Annotated in this window: 17 protein-coding genes and 2 pseudogenes; 16 read left to right on the top strand and 3 right to left on the bottom strand. The window is 57.3% G+C overall.

Annotation, left to right across the window (positions count from 1 at the left end):
- Window position 1: 1 nt before the first annotated feature.
- The 11 genes and pseudogenes from mraY to lpxC all read left to right on the top strand — a co-directional run bounded on the left by mraY (window position 2) and on the right by lpxC (window position 12,764).
- A pseudogene (mraY, locus tag CAter10_RS18835) lies at window positions 2-1,170 on the top strand (phospho-N-acetylmuramoyl-pentapeptide-transferase).
- A gap of 12 nt (window positions 1,171-1,182) precedes the next feature.
- The gene (gene murD, locus CAter10_RS18830) at window positions 1,183-2,715 is read left to right on the top strand and encodes a UDP-N-acetylmuramoyl-L-alanine--D-glutamate ligase (RefSeq protein ID WP_061534623.1); all 1,533 of its coding nucleotides are present in this window, start codon (window positions 1,183-1,185) and stop codon (window positions 2,713-2,715) included.
- A complete protein-coding gene (gene ftsW / locus CAter10_RS18825) occupies window positions 2,712-3,947 on the top strand; it encodes a putative lipid II flippase FtsW (RefSeq protein WP_061534622.1) in 1,236 nt (411 codons plus the stop codon). Before murD ends, ftsW begins: the two co-directional genes overlap by 4 nt.
- An 8-nt stretch (window positions 3,948-3,955) precedes the next feature.
- Entirely contained in the window at window positions 3,956-5,029 is a 1,074-nt protein-coding gene (murG, locus tag CAter10_RS18820; RefSeq protein ID WP_128083222.1) for an undecaprenyldiphospho-muramoylpentapeptide beta-N-acetylglucosaminyltransferase, read from the top strand.
- Window position 5,030: 1 nt separating this feature from the next.
- Window positions 5,031-6,437 (top strand): UDP-N-acetylmuramate--L-alanine ligase, encoded by a 1,407-nt coding sequence (murC, locus tag CAter10_RS18815; protein ID WP_061534620.1) that lies wholly within the window; start codon window positions 5,031-5,033, stop codon window positions 6,435-6,437.
- 26 nt (window positions 6,438-6,463) lie between these two features.
- Window positions 6,464-7,438 carry a D-alanine--D-alanine ligase gene (locus tag CAter10_RS18810; protein WP_231879049.1) on the top strand — a complete coding sequence of 325 codons (975 nt, stop codon included), beginning with the start codon at window positions 6,464-6,466 and terminating at the stop codon, window positions 7,436-7,438.
- Window positions 7,439-7,519: 81 nt separating this feature from the next.
- Window positions 7,520-8,287 (top strand): cell division protein FtsQ/DivIB, encoded by a 768-nt coding sequence (locus tag CAter10_RS18805; protein ID WP_061534618.1) that lies wholly within the window; start codon window positions 7,520-7,522, stop codon window positions 8,285-8,287.
- 10 nt (window positions 8,288-8,297) lie between these two features.
- Window positions 8,298-9,530 carry a cell division protein FtsA gene (gene ftsA / locus CAter10_RS18800; protein WP_061534617.1) on the top strand — a complete coding sequence of 411 codons (1,233 nt, stop codon included), beginning with the start codon at window positions 8,298-8,300 and terminating at the stop codon, window positions 9,528-9,530.
- A gap of 143 nt (window positions 9,531-9,673) precedes the next feature.
- Entirely contained in the window at window positions 9,674-10,852 is a 1,179-nt protein-coding gene (gene ftsZ, locus CAter10_RS18795; RefSeq protein ID WP_061534616.1) for a cell division protein FtsZ, read from the top strand.
- 313 nt (window positions 10,853-11,165) lie between these two features.
- Window positions 11,166-11,672 carry a peroxiredoxin gene (locus CAter10_RS18790; RefSeq protein ID WP_061534615.1) on the top strand — a complete coding sequence of 169 codons (507 nt, stop codon included), beginning with the start codon at window positions 11,166-11,168 and terminating at the stop codon, window positions 11,670-11,672.
- A gap of 156 nt (window positions 11,673-11,828) precedes the next feature.
- Entirely contained in the window at window positions 11,829-12,764 is a 936-nt protein-coding gene (gene lpxC / locus CAter10_RS18785) for a UDP-3-O-acyl-N-acetylglucosamine deacetylase (protein WP_061534614.1), read from the top strand.
- A gap of 58 nt (window positions 12,765-12,822) precedes the next feature.
- Here lpxC and CAter10_RS18780 read toward each other — a convergent pair whose 3' ends face one another.
- The gene (locus CAter10_RS18780) at window positions 12,823-13,224 is read right to left on the bottom strand and encodes a DciA family protein (protein ID WP_335339702.1); all 402 of its coding nucleotides are present in this window, start codon (window positions 13,222-13,224) and stop codon (window positions 12,823-12,825) included.
- Between the two features lie 159 nt (window positions 13,225-13,383).
- Between CAter10_RS18780 and CAter10_RS18775 the strand changes: the two genes are divergently transcribed.
- The 5 genes and pseudogenes from CAter10_RS18775 (at window position 13,384) to CAter10_RS18755 (ending at window position 20,325) form a co-directional block, all read left to right on the top strand.
- Window positions 13,384-14,343, top strand: coding sequence for a M23 family metallopeptidase (locus tag CAter10_RS18775; protein ID WP_061534612.1), 960 nt, complete (start codon window positions 13,384-13,386; stop codon window positions 14,341-14,343).
- A 221-nt stretch (window positions 14,344-14,564) separates the two neighbouring features.
- Window positions 14,565-17,323 (top strand): annotated as a pseudogene (gene secA, locus CAter10_RS18770) (preprotein translocase subunit SecA).
- Window positions 17,324-17,503: 180 nt separating this feature from the next.
- On the top strand, window positions 17,504-18,742 hold the full coding sequence (argJ, locus tag CAter10_RS18765; RefSeq protein WP_061534611.1) for a bifunctional glutamate N-acetyltransferase/amino-acid acetyltransferase ArgJ: 1,239 nt from the start codon (window positions 17,504-17,506) through the stop codon (window positions 18,740-18,742).
- Between the two features lie 184 nt (window positions 18,743-18,926).
- Entirely contained in the window at window positions 18,927-19,817 is an 891-nt protein-coding gene (locus CAter10_RS18760) for an ATP-binding protein (RefSeq protein WP_061535463.1), read from the top strand.
- A 91-nt stretch (window positions 19,818-19,908) separates the two neighbouring features.
- Complete coding sequence (locus tag CAter10_RS18755; protein ID WP_061534610.1) at window positions 19,909-20,325, top strand: NUDIX domain-containing protein; 417 nt, start codon at window positions 19,909-19,911, stop codon at window positions 20,323-20,325.
- Between the two features lie 63 nt (window positions 20,326-20,388).
- Here CAter10_RS18755 and CAter10_RS18750 read toward each other — a convergent pair whose 3' ends face one another.
- The gene (locus CAter10_RS18750) at window positions 20,389-20,577 is read right to left on the bottom strand and encodes a DNA gyrase inhibitor YacG (RefSeq protein WP_061534609.1); all 189 of its coding nucleotides are present in this window, start codon (window positions 20,575-20,577) and stop codon (window positions 20,389-20,391) included.
- Window positions 20,578-20,598: 21 nt separating this feature from the next.
- Window positions 20,599-21,354: a cell division protein ZapD gene (gene zapD, locus CAter10_RS18745; protein ID WP_061534608.1), complete on the bottom strand. Its 756-nt coding sequence runs from the start codon at window positions 21,352-21,354 to the stop codon at window positions 20,599-20,601.
- Window positions 21,355-21,390: the final 36 nt, after the last annotated feature.

Raw genomic sequence — 21,390 nt, 5'->3', positions numbered from 1 at the left:
CATGTTGCTTTGGCTGGCACAAAATTTTCAGCAGGACTTCAGTTTCCTGCGCGTATTCAACTTCATCACCTTCCGTGCGGTGTTTGCGACGTTGACGGCGTTGATGATCGGGCTGATCGCCGGACCTGGCGTGATCCGCATGCTGGCGCGCCTGAAGGTCGGGCAAGCGGTGCGCACCGATGGCCCGCAAACGCATCTGATCAAATCCGGCACGCCGACCATGGGCGGCGTGCTGATCCTGATCGCGATCGGTATTTCGACTTTACTGTGGAGCGACCTGAGCAACCGTTTTGTCTGGATCGTCCTGATCGTGACACTGGGTTTTGGCACCATTGGTTGGGTCGACGACTATCGCAAGGTGGTCTACAAGGATCCGAACGGCATGCGTTCGCGCGAAAAATATTTCTGGCAATCAGTGATCGGCGTGGTTGCTGCGATTTACCTGGCGTTTTCGGTATCGGCGCCTAATAACACACAGGTCTGGGATCTGTTTCTGGCCTGGGTTGAATCCGGATTCAGCCTGGATCTGCCGCCCAAGGCTGACCTGATCGTACCGTTCTTCAAGACGGTCAGCTATCCGCTTGGCGTCTGGGGTTTCATGGCCTTGACCTACTTCGTCATCGTCGGCACCAGCAATGCGGTGAACCTGACCGATGGCCTGGACGGCCTGGCGATCATGCCGACCGTCATGGTGGGGCGGCGCTTGGATTGTTCGCCTATCTGACCGGTAACGTGACTTTCGCCAAATACCTGTTGATCCCGCATATTCCCGGCGCTGGCGAACTGCTGATCTTCTGCGGCGCGATGGCTGGCGCGGGGCTGGCCTTCCTTTGGTACAACGCCTATCCGGCCCAGGTATTCATGGGCGACGTCGGCGCGCTGGCATTGGGCGGTGCATTGGGCACTGTTGCCGTCATCGTGCGCCAGGAAATCGTGCTGTTCATTATGGGCGGTATTTTCGTGGTTGAAACCTTATCGGTGATGTTGCAAGTAATGTATTTCAAATACACGAAAAAGCGTTTCGGCGTCGGCCGTCGCGTATTGCTGATGGCGCCGTTGCACCATCACTATGAACAAAAAGGCTGGAAAGAAACGCAGGTTGTGGTGCGTTTCTGGATCATCTCGATGATGCTGGTGTTGTTTGGACTTTCAACTCTGAAGTTAAGGTAGTGAGCTGCGGTAATGAACTATACGGGTAAACATGTTCTGGTATTAGGATTGGGCGAATCGGGCCTGGCATCCGCATTGTGGTTGGCACATTGCGGCGCCACCGTGCGCGTGGCCGATACGCGCAGCGCACCGGAACGCCTGCCGCTGCTGCAGCAGGCAATCCCAGCTGTGGAATTCGTTGCATCCGGTGATGGCGGCGGGTTTGCTGCCAGCCTGCTGGATGGCGTCGACTTTGCCGTCACCAGCCCTGGCTTGGCGCCAACCGGTGAATTGAAAGATATCTTGTCGGCGGCGACCGATCGTAATATCCCGGTATGGGGCGAGATCGAAGTGTTTGCGCAAGCACTAGCGGCGTTGCGCGAGAGCCAGGGTTATGCGCCGAAAGTGATCGCGATCACCGGCACTAACGGCAAAACCACCGTCACCAGCCTGACCGGCTTGCTGTGCGAACGCGCCGGCCTGACCGTGCAAGTGGCAGGCAATATCAGCCCGGCTGCGCTGGATGTACTCCGCAGTGCGCTGGAAAAAGATGCACTGCCGCAGGTCTGGGTGCTGGAGCTGTCGAGCTTCCAGCTGCACGCAACCTGCAGCCTGCAAGCTTATGCCGCAACCATCCTGAACATCAGCCAGGATCACCTCGATTGGCACGGCGATATGGATTCCTACGTCGCCGACAAGGCGCGTATTTTCGGCGCCAACACGATTCGCGTGCTGAATCGCGACGATCCGTTGACGATGCAATTCAATACCGGCAGCAGCCTCAGCTTCGGCTTCGATGAGCCGCTCGATGGCGATTGCTTCGGCCTGATCAGCGATAACGGCATGCAGTGGCTGTCGGTAGCGGTGCCGGGAGACGAAGAGGAACGGGTCGAGAAACGGCGTAGCAAGAAAGAACAACTGGCATTGCTGCCGGTCACGCTCAAGCGTTTGATGCCGGCCGATGCGCTGCGCATCCGTGGCCGTCACAATGCGGCGAATGCCTTGGCGGCGCTGGCTTTGTGCCGGGCGATTGACTTGCCTTTCGCGCCGCTGTTGCACGGCCTGCGCGAATATCACGGCGAGCCGCATCGGGTTGAACTGGTCACCACCATTGGCGGCGTCGAATATTACGACGACAGCAAGGGCACCAATGTCGGCGCTACAGTGGCGGCATTGAACGGCCTTGGCCGCGGCTCGGATGGCGACGGCAATGCCAGCCGCCTGTTGCTGATCGCCGGTGGCGAAGGCAAGGGGCAGGATTTTGCGCCGCTGGCGGAACCGCTGGCAGCCTACGGCCGCGCACTGCTGCTGATCGGCCGCGACGCGCCGGCAATCCGTGCCGCCGTCGCCAGCCGTCTGGAAACTGCCGGAATCGAGATTGTCGCCTGCGATACCTTGGAACAAGCCGTCACCCGCGCCGCTGAACTGGCCCAGCCTGGCGATGCCGTGTTGCTGTCGCCTGCTTGCGCCAGTTTTGACATGTTCCGCAATTACGCGCACCGGGCGCAGGTGTTTGTTGACGCCGTACGTGAATTGGCCTTGTCGCGTGGCGAGGTCGGACTATGAAATTCGCCTTCCCATCATTTTCAGCGAAACCCGAGGCTGCGCCGGCAGCGCGGTCGCGTCCGCTCGACAGCCAGAAGCACGGCGTTCAGCGTTCGAAAATGATGGAGTACGACCAGCCGCTGGTGTGGGTGGTCGTGCTGTTGATGCTGTTTGGGTTGGTAATGGTGTATTCGGCCTCGATCGCGTTGCCCGATTCGCCCAAATATGCGAACTATACGAATGCCCATTTCCTGGTGCGGCAGGCGATTTTCATCTGCGTCTCGCTGTTTGCCGGAATGCTGACTTTCCGCATTCCGATTGCGACCTGGCAGCGTTGGGCGCCATACCTGTTTGTGGTCACGCTGATTCTGCTGGCAGCGGTGCTGGTGCCGGGCCTCGGCCGTGGCGTCAACGGCGCCAAGCGCTGGCTGTCGTTCCGCGTCTTCAACCTGCAACCATCGGAATTGATGAAGCTGTTCATCGTCCTGTACGCCGCCAATTACACGGTGCGCAAACAGGAAGTGATGCACAAGCTGACCAAAGGCTTCCTGCCGATGACTGCCGCAGTCGGGCTGGTCGGCCTGTTGTTGATGCTGGAGCCGGATCTCGGCGCGCTCGGCGTGATCGTTTGCATCGCCATGGGCATCCTGTTTCTGGGTGGCATCAACGGTATCTGGTTCGGCGGCATCGGTGCGATGCTGGCTGGTATGTTTACGATGGTGATCTGGTTGTCGCCATGGCGTCGTGAACGGATTTTCGCGTATCTGAATCCGTGGGCGGAAGAAAATGCTTTGGGCAAGGCTTATCAGTTATCGCATTCGCTGATCGCGTTTGGACGCGGTGAATTGTTCGGCGTCGGTCTTGGCGCCAGCGTCGAGAAGTTGCATTACCTGCCGGAAGCGCATACCGACTTCCTGCTGGCGGTGATCGGCGAGGAATTGGGATTTGTCGGCGTGCTGGTGGTGGTCATGTTGTTCTATTGGATCATCAAGCGTTCGTTTGAAATCGGCCGTCAGGCGATTGCGATGGAACAGACGTTTGCCGGATTGACCGCCAAAGGCATCGGCATCTGGATTGGTGTGCAGACCTTCATCAACATGGGCGTCAATCTCGGCTTGCTGCCGACCAAGGGTTTGACCTTGCCGCTGATGAGCTATGGCGGATCCGGCGTGCTGATCAATTGCATCGGCCTGGCGATCCTGCTACGCATCGATTATGAAAACCGGGTTCTGATGCGCGGAGGCCGGGCATGACAGCGACGATGAAACGTCTGGTCATCATGGCCGCGGGCACCGGCGGCCATATCTTCCCTGGCCTGGCGATTGCCGACACCATGCGTGCGCGCGGCTGGCAAGTGACCTGGCTCGGCACCACGCACGGCATGGAATCAGACCTAGTGCCGCAGCATGGCGTCGAGATGGACAAGATTGTATTTGCCGGCCTGCGCGGCAAAGGGCTGGCGCACACGGTGCGTGGCGTCTGGCGCATGTTGTTGAGCTTTCCGGCTTGCTTCCGCATTCTGGGGAAGCGTCAGGCCGATGTCGTATTGGGCATGGGCGGCTACGTGACGGTGCCGGGCGGCGCAATGGCGCGCTTGCGCGGTATACCGCTGGTGCTGGTGAATGCCGATGCGGCTTTGCTGCTGTCGAACAAGACCCTGACGCCGTTGGCCAAACGCGTGTTGTTCGGCTTCCCGGCCGATTTTGGCAAGGCGGCCGGCAAGGCGCTGGTCACCGGCAATCCGGTGCGCAAGGAAATCATGGCCTTGCCATTGCCTGAGCAGCGCTACGGCGGGCGTATCGGCCCATTGCGTTTGCTGGTAGTGGGCGGCAGCCTTGGCGCGAAAGCGTTGAATGATTGCTTGCCTGCGGCGTTGGCGTTGATTCCCGCCGAATCGCGCCCCAGCGTCACGCATCAGTCCGGCAAGCAGCATATTGAAGCCTTGCGCAGCGCTTATGCTGCGGCGGGCGTTAGCGCGGAAGTGGTGGCGTTCATCGACGATATGCCGCGCCGTTATGCGGATGCCGATCTGGTGATCTGCCGTGCCGGCGCCATCACGGTGTCGGAACTGACCGCTGCCGGTGTCGCCAGCGTGTTGGTGCCGTTGGTGGCGTCGACCACGTCGCACCAGCGTGACAATGCCAAATGGATGGCGAGCCAGAAAGCGGCTATCCATTTGCCGCAAACAGAATTGACTAAAGAACGCCTGGCTGCGTTATTGACGCGGATCTCGCGCGAGGACTGCCAGACAATGGCGCAGGCAGCATATGAAAACGGCCGACGCGATGCGAATCAAGCCATCGCGCAGGTCCTTGAAGAATTGGCAGGGACGTAGCATGAAACATAAAGTTAAAAATATCCATTTCGTCGGCATCGGCGGCAGCGGCATGAGCGGCATCGCCGAGGTGCTGCTTAATCTCGGCTACACGATTTCCGGTTCAGATCTCGGCGACAACGCCGCGACCCGTCGTCTGGTCGGTCTTGGCGCGAAGGTGAGCCGAGGGCATGCAGCCGCGAACATCGACCAGGCCCACGCAATCGTCACGTCGACTGCGGTACAGCCGGATAATCCGGAAGTGGTTGCCGCGCGTGAGAAGCATATTCCGATCGTGCCGCGTGCAGTCATGCTGGCGGAATTGATGCGCCTGAAACGCGGCATCGCGATTGCCGGTACGCACGGTAAAACCACCACCACCAGCCTGGTGGCCAGCGTGCTGGCGCAAGGCGGCCTGGATCCGACCTTCGTGATCGGCGGCCGCCTGACGAGTGCCGGCGCCAACGCCAAGCTGGGTTCGGGTGATTTTATTGTGGCTGAAGCCGATGAATCGGATGCTTCGTTCTTGAACTTGTCGCCGGTGATCGAAGTGATCACCAATATCGATGCCGATCACATGGACACCTATGATCACGATTTCGGCAAGCTGAAGCAGGCCTTCGTCGAATTCACACAGCGCCTGCCGTTCTACGGTGTCGCAGTGTTGTGCATGGACGACGCCAATGTGCGCGAAATCATGCCGCAGATCTCCAAGCTGATCACCACTTACGGTTTCCATGAGGAAGCCGATGTGCGCGCCATCGATGCCAAGGCGGTCGCCGGCCACATGCAATTCACCGTGATTCAAAAAGGCTATCCGGCGATGCCGATCAGCCTGAATCAACCCGGCATGCACAACGTCCAGAACGCTTGCGCCGCAATTGCGATTGCGCGCGAACTGGGTGTGGCAGATGCGGCGATCCAGCAGGCATTGACTGAATTTAACGGCGTCGGCCGCAGGTTCACCCGCTATGGTGAAATCAAACTGCATGACGCGGCAGGCAAGCCGAGCGGTGAATTCGCGCTGGTTGACGACTACGGCCACCATCCGGTGGAAACTGCGGCGACGATCCAGGCTGCGCGCGGTGCCTATCCAGGACGCCGTCTGGTGCTGGCGTTCCAGCCGCATCGCTACACGCGCACCCGCGATCTGTTCGAGGATTTTGTGAAGGTGCTGTCGACCGTCGATGTACTGGTGCTGGCCGAAATATACGCTGCCGGAGAATCGCCGATTGTTGCCGCTGACGGTCGTGCGCTGGCACATGCGTTGCGGGTTGCCGGCATGGCCGAGCTGGTGTTTGTGGAAGATATCAACGATATGCCGACCTCGATCCTGAATATCGTGCGCGACGGCGATGTGGTGATGACCATGGGAGCCGGATCGATTAGCGGCGTACCGGGCAAGTTGGCGCAACAGGTAGAGCAATAGGCGTGGGTGAAGAGATGAGCAAAAAAATGACAGGCAAGCAATTCGGAAAAGTCGGCGTACTGTTCGGCGGACGTTCGGCCGAGCGCGAAGTGTCCATCATGTCTGGAAATGGCGTGCTGAAGGCATTGCAAAGCCATGGCGTCGACGCCCATCTGTTTGATCCGGCCGAGCGCAGCCTAGCGGAACTGGCCGCAGAAAAATTTGATCGCGTGTTCATCGCCCTGCACGGCCGCTACGGCGAAGACGGCACATTGCAAGGAGCGCTGGAGCAACTCGGCATTCCTTACACCGGCCCGGGCGTCATGGCATCGGCGATTGCGATGGACAAGGTGATGACCAAGCGCATCTGGCGCAGCGTGGATTTGCCCACGCCGCGCTTCCTTGTTCTGGATGCGCATACCGCCACGCGTGAAGAACTGCGCCAGGTGCCGGATGTGCTGGGTTTGCCGTTGATGCTGAAGGCGCCGCATGAAGGTTCGACCATCGGCATCAGCAAAGTGGCGGGTTATTCCGACATGGGTGAAGGCTTTGCATTGTGCGCCAAATATGATGACGTGGTGTTGGCGGAAGAGTTCGTCCGCGGTCGCGAATTGACCGTGCCAGTGCTGGGCGCAGGCCGCACGGCGCGAGCGCTGCCTATCGTCGAGATTCGGGCGCCGGAGGGCAACTACAACTATCAGAATAAATATTTTACCGACGACACCAAGTATTTCTGCCCGGCGCCGCTGCATGCCGCATTGACCGAGCGCATACAGTCGCTGGCAGTGCAGGCCTACAAGGCGATCGGATGCGAAGGTTGGGCGCGGGTGGATTTCATGTTGCGCGCTTCGGACAATGAGCCATTCCTGATTGAGATCAACACCTCGCCGGGCATGACCGGCCACTCGCTGGTGCCGATGGCGGCCAAGGCGGATGGCGTCAGTTACGAAGACCTGTGTCTTGAGATACTGGCTTCTGCGGCGCTGGATTTGAATCCTAACGCAGATTGGAAGCCGGAGTGAATGGCAAGTAACGAACACGCGAAGATTTAAAGAAAATATTTAAAGCAATACCTAACGATTCGGACGATAAAGTCGATAACCATGTGGCAAGACATCAAAATGCTGAACGCAATCTCCAATGCCCTGCTGGGCCTGGCTGCGCTCGCATTGCTGGCGTCTGGCATCTGGTGGCTGGCGCAGAGGCCGATGTTCACGTTGAGGGAAATCCGCGTCGAAGGCGCCGGGCAGAGCGAATTGCGGCGGGTCAATCCGTTGATTATCCGCGCCAGTGCGCTACCGCGCATCAAGGGCAATTTCTTTACCGCCAACTTGGACACCGTCCGCGCCGCCTTCGAATCTGTGCCCTGGGTGCGCAAGGCATCGGTGCAGCGCGAATGGCCGAACAAGCTGATCGTGTCGATCGAAGAGCATCAGCCGTTGGCGACCTGGGACGATGATGGACGTTTGCTGTCGGTGCATGGTGATTTGTTTACTGCCAATCTGGATGAGGCGGAAGAAGACGGCGAGTTGCTACGCCTGTCCGGTCCGGATGGCAGCGAAAAGGATGTGGTGGCGCGGCTGGCGGATTTCCGTCGCTGGTTCGGGCCGCTTGAATTGAATCCGGTAGAAGTCGATTTATCAAGTCGATATGCGTGGACCCTCAAGCTGGACAACGGCATGACGGTGGAGCTGGGGCGTGAGCAAAACAAGGACACGCTGAAAGATCGTGTGGCGCGGCTGGTGCAGATTTATCCGCAATTGAAGTCGCGTTTGCAGGGCCGGATTGAGAGTGTGGATATGCGGTATCCGAATGGCTTGGCGCTGAAGGCGAGCGGCTTGTCTGGCGGATTGGGAAGCAAGAAAAAATAAGCGAAACATTATGACAAAAGACGCAAAAAATTTGATCGTCGGTCTCGACATCGGCACCTCCAAGGTGGTGGCCGTGGTAGCCGAGGTATTGTCGGATGGACGCCATGAAGTCATCGGCCTGGGGCAGGCGGAATCAAAGGGCTTGAAAAAGGGCGTGGTGGTCAACATCGAGGCTACCGTCGAGTCGATCCAGCGCGCTTTGGAAGAAGCCGAGCTGATGGCCGACTGCAAGATCCGTAACGTGTACACCGGGATCGCCGGCAGCCACATCCGCAGCTTCAATTCGAGCGGTATGGTGGCGATCAAGGACAAGGAAGTCAGCGCAGCCGATGTCTCGCGCGTTATAGAAACGGCGAAGGCGGTCAACATCCCGACCGACCAGCAGTTGCTGCATACCGTGCCGCAGGAATTTATTGTCGATAGCCAGGAAGATGTGCGCGAACCAATCGGTATGAGCGGCATCCGACTTGAAGTCAAGGTGCACATCGTCACCGGCGCGGTTTCTGCCGTACAGAATATCGTCAAATGTATCCGTCGTTGCGGATTGGAAGTGTCGGACTTGATCTTGCAGCCGATGGCGTCGGCCGACGCGGTGTTGACTCCCGATGAGAAAGAGTTGGGCGTGGTGTTGGTCGATATCGGTGGCGGTACGACCGACGTTGCTGTGTTCACGGAAGGCGCGATTCGGCATACGGCGGTAATCCCGATTGCCGGCGACCAGATCACTAACGATATCGCGATGGCCTTGCGCACGCCGACCACCGAAGCGGAAGAAATCAAATTGCGTTACGGCGTGGCCAAGCAGATCCTGGCCGACCCTGGCGAGACGCTGGAAGTGCCGGGATTGGGTGATCGCAATCCGCGTACCTTGTCACGCCAGGCACTGGCGGCAGTCATTGAGCCGCGTGTCGAGGAATTGTTCGCGCTGGTGCACCAGGTGGTGCGCGAGTCCGGCTACGAAGAAGTGTTGTCGAGCGGCGTGGTGCTGACCGGTGGGTCTTCGATGATGCCCGGCATGATTGAGCTCGCCGAGGATATTTTCCTCAAGCCGGCACGTCTGGGCACGCCGGAATATCACGGTCAGTTGGCCGATGTGGTGCGCAGCCCGCGTTATTCGACCGTACTGGGTTTGCTGCTGGAAGCGAAAAAGCAATACCTGCGCGGCTACATCGTGACACGCCAAGAGGGCTCGGCGAAAGCGATCTGGCAACGCATGAAGGAATGGTTTTTAGGGAATTTCTAGTAACTAGTTGGTGTGACGCGTATTTGGTTATTTGGTTAAGTTTTATTTTTAATGTTGTTTGTGTAAAACGCAGTTGTCAGTTGCTAGGCCTCACAGCGCGTGATGCCTACTGACTGAATGCTGCAACTTTATGAGGAAATATCATGGAAATCGATATGCTTGACAATGCAACTTTGGGTACCGTGATTAAAGTCGTCGGCGTCGGTGGTGCTGGCGGCAATGCGGTCCAACATATGATCAATAAAGGGGTGTCGGGGGTCGAGTTCATCGCCGCCAATACCGATGCACAGGCGCTCAAGCAATCGAAGGCGCATAACGTCATCCAGATCGGCGAGACCGGTTTGGGCGCCGGCATGAAGCCTTCGGTTGGCCGTCAGTTAGCCGAGGACTCACGCGGCCGCATCGAAGATGCGTTGCGTGGCGCGCACATGGTATTCATCGCAGCAGGCATGGGCGGCGGTACCGGCACCGGTGCTGCGCCGGTGGTAGCGCAGATCGCCAAGGAGCAAGGTGCGTTGACCGTGGCGGTGGTGTCGAAGCCGTTCTCGTATGAAGGCCAGAAGTGCATGGACATCGCCGATGAAGGCCTGGAAGCGTTGTCCCAGCATGTCGATTCGCTGATCATCATTCTCAACGAGAAGCTCGAAGAGATTTATGAAGACGACAGCATGATGGAATGGCTGCAACACGCTGACGATGTGCTCAACAATGCGGTTGCCGGTATTGCTGAAATCATCAACGTGCCTGGCCACATCAACGTCGACTTCAATGACGTCAAGACCATCATGGGCGAACAAGGCAAGGCGATGATGGGCACCGCAACGGCATCCGGCGTGGATCGCGCACGCCTGGCGGCGGAGCAGGCGGTTGCCTCGCCGCTGCTGGATGGCATCGATCTGTCCGGCGCGCGCGGCGTGCTGGTCAACGTCACTGCCAGCCGTAGCCTGAAGGGTAAGGAAATCAAGGAAGTCATGGCGACCGTGCGCGCTTTTGCTGCGCCGGATGCGTCGATCGCACAAGGTATCGCCTACGATGAAGCCATGGGCGACGATATCCGCGTGACCGTGGTTGCCACTGGTCTGGGCCGTGCTCGCAAGGCGGTGCAGCTGGTGCAGGCGCCGATGATGCGTACCGGTACACACAATGAGCCGATGATGCAGCATGGTCAGGCATCTGTAGGTCACGGCAGCTCGTCGTTCGAAGGCATGAAGGCGCCGGCAGTATGGCGTCGCGAGTCGGCTTCCGACACCGTACGTGCATTGGAAAAAAATGGCATGGAAACTTATGACATCCCGGCTTTCCTGCGCAAACAGGCGGACTAAGCAGATAAATGTAGTGCGCCGGCCGGCGCTACCTGGGGTTTTATATACCCGGTATCAATGACCGGCTTCTGCATGAATTTGCGGAACAAGGCATACTGCGGATTCCACGCCGCGTCGCAAGGCGCGGCGTTTTCTTTTGTAGTCCCCATACATTACTATTCGGGGTTGCCAGGAATCGGTTGTGCGGCTTGAGGTAGCTCTAAAACCCTGCTCATCCAGCGCTCGCGGGATGGCGTTGCAGGAATTTCCGAGATACCGATTGGGCTTGCGCGACAGATTGCTGGAGACCTCATCACCTAGACAAGGATTTATCATGACTATCAAGATCGGCGATCGCCTGCCAGAAGGCAAATTAGCAGAATTCATCGAAACCGAAACCGAAGGTTGCTCGCTCGGACCGAATTCGTTCAACGTCAGCGACCTAGTCAAGGGCAAGAAAATCGCCTTGTTCGCCGTACCAGGCGCATTCACTCCAACTTGCTCGGCCAAGCATTTGCCTGGCTATATCCAGCATGCAGCAGACTTCAAGGCCAAGGGCGTCGATGAAATCTGGGCAATCTCGGTCAACGACGCGTTCGTCATGGGCGCATGGGGCCGTGACCAGAAAGCCACCGGCATCGTCCGTTTGCTGGCCGACGGCAATGCCGATTTCGTCAAGGCGCTAGGCCTGGATGCCGATTTCGGCAAATTCGGCATGGGCGTTCGCTCGCAACGCTTCTCGGCATTGGTCGAAGACGGCGTGGTTAAGCAATTGAACGTAGAAGAAGGCGGCAAGTTTGAAGTGTCCAATGCAGAAACCCTGCTGGCGCAACTGGGCTGATCATTCATCCTGCCAGGGTCAACAGGCCCTGGATAAGCAAAGCGGCGCTTCAGGCGCCGCTTTTTGTTTATTGGCAAAAAATCATTGCGTATTTTTTACCCAACAGCGACTACACATCGTTACAGAATAATTATCAGTCAGACTTATAATGTCATCATGTTGAAACAACGCACTATCAAGAAAATTGTCAAGACGACAGGCATTGGCGTCCATTCCGGCACCAAGGTCGAGTTGACCTTGCGTCCTGCTGCCATCGATACCGGAATCATTTTCCGTCGTGTCGATATCGATCCGCCTGTCGATTTTCCTGCGAAAGCGACCGAAGTCGGCGATACGCGCATGGCGTCGGTGCTGGTCAAGGATGGGGTGCGCGTATCGACCATCGAACACTTGATGTCGGCCTGTTCCGGGCTCGGCATCGATAACTTGTATGTTGACGTGACCGCGGAAGAAATTCCGATCATGGACGGCTCTGCATCGTCGTTCGTATTCCTGCTGCAGCAAGCCGGGCTGGAAGAACAGAACGCCGCCAAGAAATTTGTCCGCATCAAGAAAACTGTGGAAGTGCGTGAAGGCCAGGGCGATCGTGAAAAATGGGCGCGGCTGGAACCGTGCAACGGTTTCAAGCTGAAGTTTTTCATCGAGTTCAATCATCCTGCTGTGGATGGCACTGGCCAGACCGCAGAGGTGGATTTCAGCACTGAATCGTATGTGAAGGAAGTGGCGCGCGCGCGTACTTTTGGATTCATGCAGGATGTGGAAACCATGCGCGGCCTTGGATTGGCACGCGGCGGTTCGCTGGAAAACGCGATCGTGATGGATGAGTACCGTATCTTGAACAGCGATGGCCTGCGTTATGAAAACGAATTCGTGCGTCACAAGATTCTTGACGCCATCGGCGACCTGTATCTTATCGGCCATCCGCTACTGGCCAGCTACACTGCGCACAAGTCGGGCCATGGATTGAATAACCAGTTGTTGCGTGCGTTGCTGGCCCAGCCGCACGCCTATGAAGTGGTCAGTTTCGATGAGCTGGCGGAGGCGCCCGGCGCCTATCAGCGCCAGGTTGGACAAGAGTGGGCCCTGAACTGAGCGGAGATTACCTACTCGTTTGAAAAGTTTCTCATTGAATAAGGTCGCCGCGGCGGCCTTATTTTTTTTCGCTGTAGCGTTGCACCATCGCCGCGATGGCGTTTTTCAATGCATCGTTTCCAGACGATTGCCCCAATTCTTCCATCAATGAGGAGAAGGCTGATACCGCCTTCGACGGGAAGTGCAACTGCTTGGCTGGCGCGGGTTTGTTAAGATTTTGGCTAACTTGCACTTTGATTCGGATTGCATTAATCTGCCAGTGCCCTGACTGCAGCTGACTTTGCAGGCGTGGCAGTTGCTGCTTCAATTTTGTTGCAAGAGCGGCATTGGGTGCAGACAGTACGAGTTGCCCGGCTTCGAATTGCAATACCTCGCAAGCACTGAACATGGATGGCAGCTCGGCGGCACATTGTTTTTGCAGTGCCGCCATGCGTGTGACAGCAGGCAGAAGCGCCGCCATTTTGTCATTCCCCCGTAAAAAATCTGCGACGTCCCTGGATGTCTGTATTGGAGTCCTGGAGCCGGTTATCGCTGGCCGGTAAGAAGAAGATGAGAGTCTACGCATGATCCTGAAACCTTATCACACCTGCGGCGCTGCCAGCGAGTCACAGGGGACACAATGCAGGTAATTCTTCTGCATCCGCGCTTTAATCGCGCAAAATCCATCACGTTGGGCGCCAAACATCTGGTGCTGATGATCGCCGCATTTTTGCTGGCAGTCCTGCTGGCTGCGGCCCTGCTGTATTACGTCACTCTCCGTTACGCGGGAAACTTGCCGTTTCTCGGCTCCGTGGCTGCCGCCAATACGGCGGCCGGTGCTACGGATAAAGACAAATATCTGAAGGAAAACCTGGCAGCCATGGCGGTCAAGCTGGGTGAAATGCAGGCGCAGATCATGCGCCTGGATGCCTTGGGCGAACGGGTCCAGGGGCTGGCCGGGGTCAAGCCGGAGGAATTCAATTTCAAGGAAGCACCTGGGCGAGGCGGTGCCGAACCGACCAGTCTCGATGCCGACCATCGGCCGCACGACCTGACCATGATCGAGTTCCAGCAGGCGCTGGCTGCCATGTCGCGCGACATCGGTTATCGCACTGACTACATGAACGTGGTCGAAACCGTATTGATGAGCGACAAGATCAAATCCAAATTGTTGCCAACCAACCAGCCGGTCAACGTCAGCTACAACTCGTCGAGTTTTGGCTGGCGGGTCGATCCGTTCACCGGCCGCAGTGCGTTCCATGAGGGACTGGATTTCCCGGCGTCGGTTGGCACCGCGATTGTGGCTGCTGCTGCTGGGGTCGTGATTGCAGCCGAATATCATCCGCAATACGGCAACATGCTCGATATCGACCACGGCAACGACATCATCACCCGCTATGCGCACGCCTCGCGCTTGCTGGTCAAGGTTGGTGATATCGTGCAGCGCGGCCAGCACATCGCAGATATCGGCACAACCGGGCGCTCGACCGGCCCGCACTTGCATTTCGAGGTAAGAATCAAAGGCGTGGCGCAGGATCCGCGCAAGTTCCTCAATGCGGGTACCGATCTGGCTAAAGTGGCAACACTGTCTGGAAAGTAATGAATTTGTTGTGGTACCAGCAACATAGGCCGGGATAGTCGTCGATGCAGAACAAATACGCGGCACAATTTGCGCAACTTGCTATTGTTTCCGGCCGTATAACCCCAATGTGTCGGGGACTGCATGATAAAATTCACCGATTATTTAGCCACAGCCCGGTTTCGTGTCAATCCATGAGATGGTCACGGAATGTCGCCGGCGCTCTTTTTTAGAATCCAAGCATGTCATTACTGACCCAGATTTTCGGTAGCCGCAACCAGCGCCTGCTCAAACAATATAAAAAGTCGTCCGCCAGATCAACGCGCTTGAGCCAGCTCTCGAAAAGCTGACTGATGCCGAGCTGCAGGCTAAAACGCCAGAATTCAAGCAACGGATTGCCGACGGTGCAAAGCTTGACGACCTGTTGCCGGAAGCATTTGCGGTTTGCCGGGAAGCCGGCAAGCGGGTCCTGAAAATGCGCCATTTCGACGTTCAGTTGATCGGCGGAATGGTTTTGCATTACGGGAAAATTGCCGAAATGGGCACTGGTGAGGGCAAGACGCTGATGGCGACATTGCCGGCCTACCTGAATGCACTGTCCGGAAAGGGCGTGCATGTTGTGACCGTCAATGATTACCTGGCGCAACGCGATGCCGAGTGGATGGGGCGTCTGTATGGCTGGCTGGGCCTGACTACCGGGGTCAATCTGTCGTCGGTCGAGCACGATGCCAAGCAGGTTGCCTATGGCGCCGACATCACTTACGGTACCAACAACGAATTCGGTTTCGATTATCTGCGCGACAATATGGTGTATGACGCGGCAGATCGCGTGCAGCGCACCCTGAATTTCGCCATCGTCGATGAAGTTGACTCGATCCTGATCGACGAAGCGCGTACTCCGCTGATCATTTCCGGCCAGGCTGAAAATCATACCGATCTGTATTACAAGATCAATGAAGTGCCGCCGCTGTTGATCCAGCAAATCGGTGAAGAAACACCGGACGGCAAGGGCAAGATTGAAGTGCCTGGCGATTACACCAAGGATGAGAAGGCACACCAGGTCTTGCTGACCGAGGCTGGTCACGACAAGGCCGAGCAGATCCTCACCAATATGGGCCTGCTGGCAGAAGGCGCGTCGCTATACGACGCCGCCAACATCAGCCTGATCCACCATTTGTACGCAGCCTTGCGCGCGCATTCGCTGTACTTCAAGGACCAGCACTATGTGGTGCAGGGCGGCGAAATTGTTATCGTCGATGAGTTCACCGGCCGCATGATGACCGGCCGCCGCTGGTCGGATGGCTTGCACCAGGCGGTGGAAGCGAAGGAAGGCGTCAAGATCCAGAACGAGAATCAGACGCTGGCCTCGATCACTTTCCAGAACTATTTCCGCATGTACGGCAAGCTGGCCGGCATGACCGGTACCGCCGATACCGAAGCCTACGAGTTCCAGGAAATCTACGGCCTGGAAACGGTCGTGATCCCACAGAACCGGCCGAACCAGCGCAAGGATCGCCAGGATCAGGTCTACAAGACTTCGCAGGAAAAATACAATGCAATGCTGAAGGATATTCAGGATTGCTACGAGCGCGGCCAGCCGGTATTGGTCGGCACCACCTCGATCGAAAACTCGGAGCTGCTGTCGGGCATCCTGACCAAGGCGAAATTGCCGCACAACGTGCTGAATGCCAAGCAGCATGCACGTGAAGCGGAAATCATTGCGCAGGCCGGCCGTCCGCAAGCGATCACCATCGCGACCAACATGGCTGGTCGCGGTACCGACATAGTCCTGGGTGGCAACGTTGAGAAACAAATCCAGTTCATCGAGGCCGATGCAGCGTTGAGCGATACGGAGAAGCAATTGCGCTCCGACAAGCTGCGCGACGAATGGCAATCGCTGCATGACCACGTGGTCAATGCCGGCGGCCTGCATATCATCGGTACCGAACGCCACGAATCGCGTCGCGTCGACAATCAGTTGCGTGGCCGTGCCGCACGCCAGGGCGATCCGGGTTCTTCGCGTTTCTATTTGTCGCTGGACGACGCCTTGCTGCGGATTTTCGCCGGCGACCGCGTGCGCGCCATCATGGACCGCTTGAAAATGCCGGAAGGCGAGCCGATCGAAGCCGGCATCGTGTCGCGTTCGATTGAATCGGCCCAGCGCAAGGTGGAAGCACGTAACTTCGATATTCGTAAGCAGCTGCTCGAATACGATGACGTCGCCAATGACCAGCGCAAGGTGATCTATCAACAGCGTAATGAGTTGCTGGAATCGCAAGGCGTATCGGAAACTGTCGCCTCGTTGCGCGAAGGCGTTCTGAGCGATACCTTCCGCACCCACGTGCCGGAAGAGTCGCTGGAAGAGCAATGGGATATTCCAGCGCTGGAAGCCACTCTGGCCAACGAGCTGCATCTGGAAGTGCCGCTGGGCGAGATGTTGAAGGCCGAGCCGAACCTGACAGACGAAGAATTGCTGGAACGCGTACTGAAAACCGCCGAGGGCACATACGCCGCCAAGACGGAAATCGTCGGCAAGGAATCGTTTGCCGGTTTCGAACGCAGCGTCATGTTGCAAAGCGTCGACAGCCACTGGCGCGAACATCTGGCGGCGCTGGATCATCTGCGCCAGGGTATCCATCTGCGTGGCTATGCGCAGAAGAATCCGAAGCAGGAATACAAGCGTGAAGCGTTTGAACTGTTTGGGCAGATGCTGGACCTGATCAAGAATGAAGTGGTCAAGGTGGTGATGACAGTGCGCATCGAAAGCCGCGAAGAAATCGCTGCGGTGGAAGAAGAGCTGGCGCAATCTCACGTTGAGAATGTCCATTACCAGCATGCCGACTTTGACCCGAATGCCGCACCGGAAGCCTTGCTGGCCCCGACTGCGCATAGCGACGAATCACAGCAGAATGTCAACGCGGTGCCGAAGGTTGGCCGTAACGATCCATGCCCTTGCGGCAGCGGCAAGAAATACAAGCAGTGCCATGGCCAGTTGATGTAAATCGACATGGTCGGCGACTGATCAAGAAGGGCGGGGAAACCCGCCCTTTATTTTTTGCGCGGCAGATATGCTCCTGCCGGCGCGATCGGCTTTAAAATAGTCAGCTGAAATCAAGGCCCCATCATTTAATCCCGGCGAGCAAGCGCCGCTAACATTCTTACCTAGTTATCAAGGACTCTCATGGCCGTCAATTCCCCTATTCCTGTCGCCGCCGACCTGCTTCCAGTAGCCGGCATCGAACTCGGACACGCCGAAGCCGGCGTACGTAAAGCGAATCGCAAGGATGTCTTGGTCATGAAGCTGGCGCCAACCGCGACGGTGGCCGGCGTATTCACGCAGAACCGTTTTTGCGCCGCTCCGGTACAAGTCAGCAAAGCACATCTGGCTGCCGCTGAAATCTCCGGCGAGCCGATCCGGGCATTGCTGATCAATACCGGCAATGCCAATGCCGGCACCGGCGAAGCCGGCCTGGCTGCCGCTAATGCCACTTGCGACGCATTGGCCGAGCTGCTGGGCTGCCATGCCGCACAAATCCTGCCGTTCTCGACCGGTGTGATTCTGGAGCCGCTGCCGGTGGAGCGCATTACCGCTGGACTGCCGCAAGCAATCGGCAACCTGCAGGCTGACAACTGGTTCAACGCCGCCGAATCCATCATGACCACCGATACCCAGCCAAAGGCCGCCTCGCGCAGCCTGGTCATCGACGGCAAGACAGTGATCATGTCCGGCATCAGCAAAGGCGCGGGCATGATCAAGCCGAATATGGCAACCATGCTGGGTTTCCTGGCGATCGACGCGAAGGTTGCGCAGCCGGTGCTGGAGCACATGGTGCGCCAGGCTGCCGACCGCTCGTTCAATTGCATCACGATCGACGGCGACACGTCGACCAACGATTCCTTCATGCTGATCGCCACCGGCGCCGGCGAACTTGAAGTCAACAGCGTCGACAGCCCGGAATACGCGGCGTTGGCAGCGGCAGTCACCGATATCTCGCAGCATCTGGCGCAGATGATCATCCGCGACGGCGAAGGGGCAACCAAGTTCATCACGGTCACCGTAGAGCAGGGCAGCAACGTTGCCGAATGCCGCAAGATCGCTTATTCGATCGCCCATTCGCCGCTGGTCAAGACCGCCTTTTTCGCTTCCGATCCAAACCTGGGCCGGATCCTGGCGGCGATCGGCTATGCCGGCGTTGACGACCTGGATGTCAGCAAGCTGGATCTTTACCTGGACGACGTACTGGTCGCCAAGAGTGGCGGCCGCAATCCTGAATACCAGGAAGCGGATGGCCAGCGAGTAATGAAGCAGAGCGAAATTACCGTGCGCGTGCAACTGGCGCGTGGTGAGGCTGCGGCGACCATCTGGACTTGCGATTTGTCGCATGACTACGTGTCGATCAACGCCGACTACCGTTCCTGATCGGCTTTGCACTACCGGGTGTTGAGAGGGCGGCGCAAGTCGATTTCAACACCTGGCGTTCTGCTGCCAGAGTAGCAGGCTAAGGCCGCAAGTCCGTTGCGACGAATAATATTCACCCTGCGTCGTTTTGCTTTGCGTCAGAATGGTGCTCATTGACCATCATTTGTTATCGACCTCACGCGCCATGACCCAATTAGACCAATTCCTGATCCGTGCCGAGGCGCTGCTGGCGCGCCTTGAAACCATCCTGCCGCAAGCCAATGCAGAGCCTGACTGGCAGGCTGCCACCGCTTTCCGGTGGCGCCATAAGGGCAGTGGCGGCGGCCAGGCGGGCGGCTATCTGCAGGCTGTGGGCCATATCTCTGATATTGCCTTGTCGGATTTGCACAATATCGAAATTCAGAAACAGCAGATCGACCAGAACACCCGCCAATTCGTCGAGCGCCGGCCGGCCAACAATGTCTTGCTGACGGGCGCGCGCGGGACCGGCAAATCGTCGCTGATCAAGGCTTGCCTGAACCAGTATGCGGCCCAGGGTTTGCGCCTGATTGAGGTGGACAAGGATGATTTGGCCGCCTTACCGGATATTGTCGACCTGGTTTCTGCGCGCCCTGAGCGCTTTATCATTTTTTGCGACGACTTGTCCTTTGAGGAAGGCGAGAGCGGCTACAAGGCGCTCAAGGTAGCGCTTGACGGCAGCATCGCCGCGCAGTCGGACAATGTGCTGATCTACGCCACCTCGAATCGCCGCCATTTGCTGCCGGAGCGGATGTCCGACAACGCCAGCTATAAAACCACTGAAGATGGCGATTTGCATCCAGGTGAAACCGTAGAGGAAAAAATTTCACTTTCGGAACGCTTTGGTTTGTGGGTGTCGTTTTATCCATTTAAGCAAGACGATTACCTGGATATCGTTGCCCATTGGCTCAGCCATTTCGGGTGCAACGCCGAGCAGATCGCCGAAGCGCGCGCAGATGCCCTGCGCTGGGCCTTGCAGCGTGCATCGCGTTCGGGCCGGGTGGCTTGGCAATTTGCCCGCGACCATGCCGGTCGCATGTCAGCAGGCGGCAAGTAGTCCGCTTCAGCGGCTGTGCGGCTGACCATGCGCAATATTGGTTTTTATTAATTTAACTGATTGTTTTTTAAATCGCCCTGAATTCCCTACCATGACCACAGCATCTGTCTCACCAGTCAACGTCGCAGTTGGCATCTTGATGAAACCTAATGGCGACGTACTGCTGGGGCAGAGGCCGGCAGGTAAGCCGATGGCTGGATATTGGGAGTTTCCTGGTGGCAAGGTTGAGCCTGGCGAATCCATTTTCGATGCGCTCAAGCGCGAACTGCTGGAAGAGCTGGGAGTGGAGATTACCTCTGCCGAGCCGTGGTGCGGGATTGAACATCAATATTCGCACGCCCACGTGCGCCTGCATTTCTATATCAGCAGGGATTGGCGTGGCGAACCGCAGAGCCTTGAAGGTCAGGCATTTTCGTGGCAAGGCAGTGTCGGTGTCGAGCCGCTGCTGCCGGCGGCGATTCCGCTGATCGAGTGGCTGGATGAATTGCGCAAGGAACAGGTAGGATAAGGCCGAAGAGTGCTTGGATTTTACTGCGGCGAAGAATTCGCCACAGTTGGCCGATGTTGATGGTTATTGCGGGATATTGCCTTCTTGGTCCAGGTCGTCGGGCAGATTGACAGCAGGAATCGTGTATTTTTCTTCGGCCCAGGCGCCCAAGTCAATCTGCTTGCATCGTTCCGAGCAAAATGGGCGGAAGCGATTAGCGGCAATCCATTCAACTTTAGCGCCGCAGGTCGGGCAATCGACGGTAGTAGTCATACAAATCTATTCAAACTCAGGTTAAAAATTGCACAGGGTCAGTTCAAACGGCACATCGCCTTCATAGGCTTTGGGTTTGAGGTCGCCGCCTTGCGAGGTGAAGCGTACCCATAGCATGTATTTGTTGGCCGATATTTCGGGGATGGCAGCCAGCTGCTCATCAATGATCAGGCGCAGCATCTGGTAGGACTTTCCTTGCAGCATTTGCTGGTAACTGCCGTTTTCAGCATTGATTTTAACCGAACTTCCCGTTTCTCTCAGTAAACGCAATACGATGCCGATAGCATCGAACAACGGCGCCAACGGTGCGAACCAGCCTACGATATCGGCGTAGCGTTTTTCAGCTGGATGCTGCTGCCAGGCGTAATACGAGGGCAGATCGAATTCGCAGGCGCCGCCCGGAATGATGGTGCGGCCGCGGATGCTCATCAGCCATTCATTGTCGCGGATGTGCTGGCCGGTCTTGCCCTGGGTCGCCATCAGCGAAGTGCTGACGCGATCCAGTTCCTGCAATATGGCGTCCAGCATATCCGGCGCAACATTCGGATTGGACTTGAAGCCGAGCAGGGTCTGGCGCTGCCGTTCCAGTTCTTGTAGTAAATCCGATTTCAAATCGGCGCGTCCGGCCACTTCCAGCATTTCAAAAATGGTGGAGAGCGCGATATGATGCTGCAGGGGATTTTCTTGCTGCACGAAGAAAACGAATCTCTCGTGCAGGTCTTCCAGCCGCAACAAGGTACGGATGCGCTCGTTGAAAGGATATTCGTAGACGATCAAAGTGACATCCCTTAAAAATTTGAGCCGGACAAGGCA

Origin of the sequence: Collimonas arenae (assembly GCF_001584165.1) — a bacterium.
Taxonomy (GTDB): Bacteria; Pseudomonadota; Gammaproteobacteria; order Burkholderiales; family Burkholderiaceae_D; genus Collimonas; species Collimonas arenae.
This window is presented reverse-complemented; position numbering and strand designations above follow the sequence as displayed.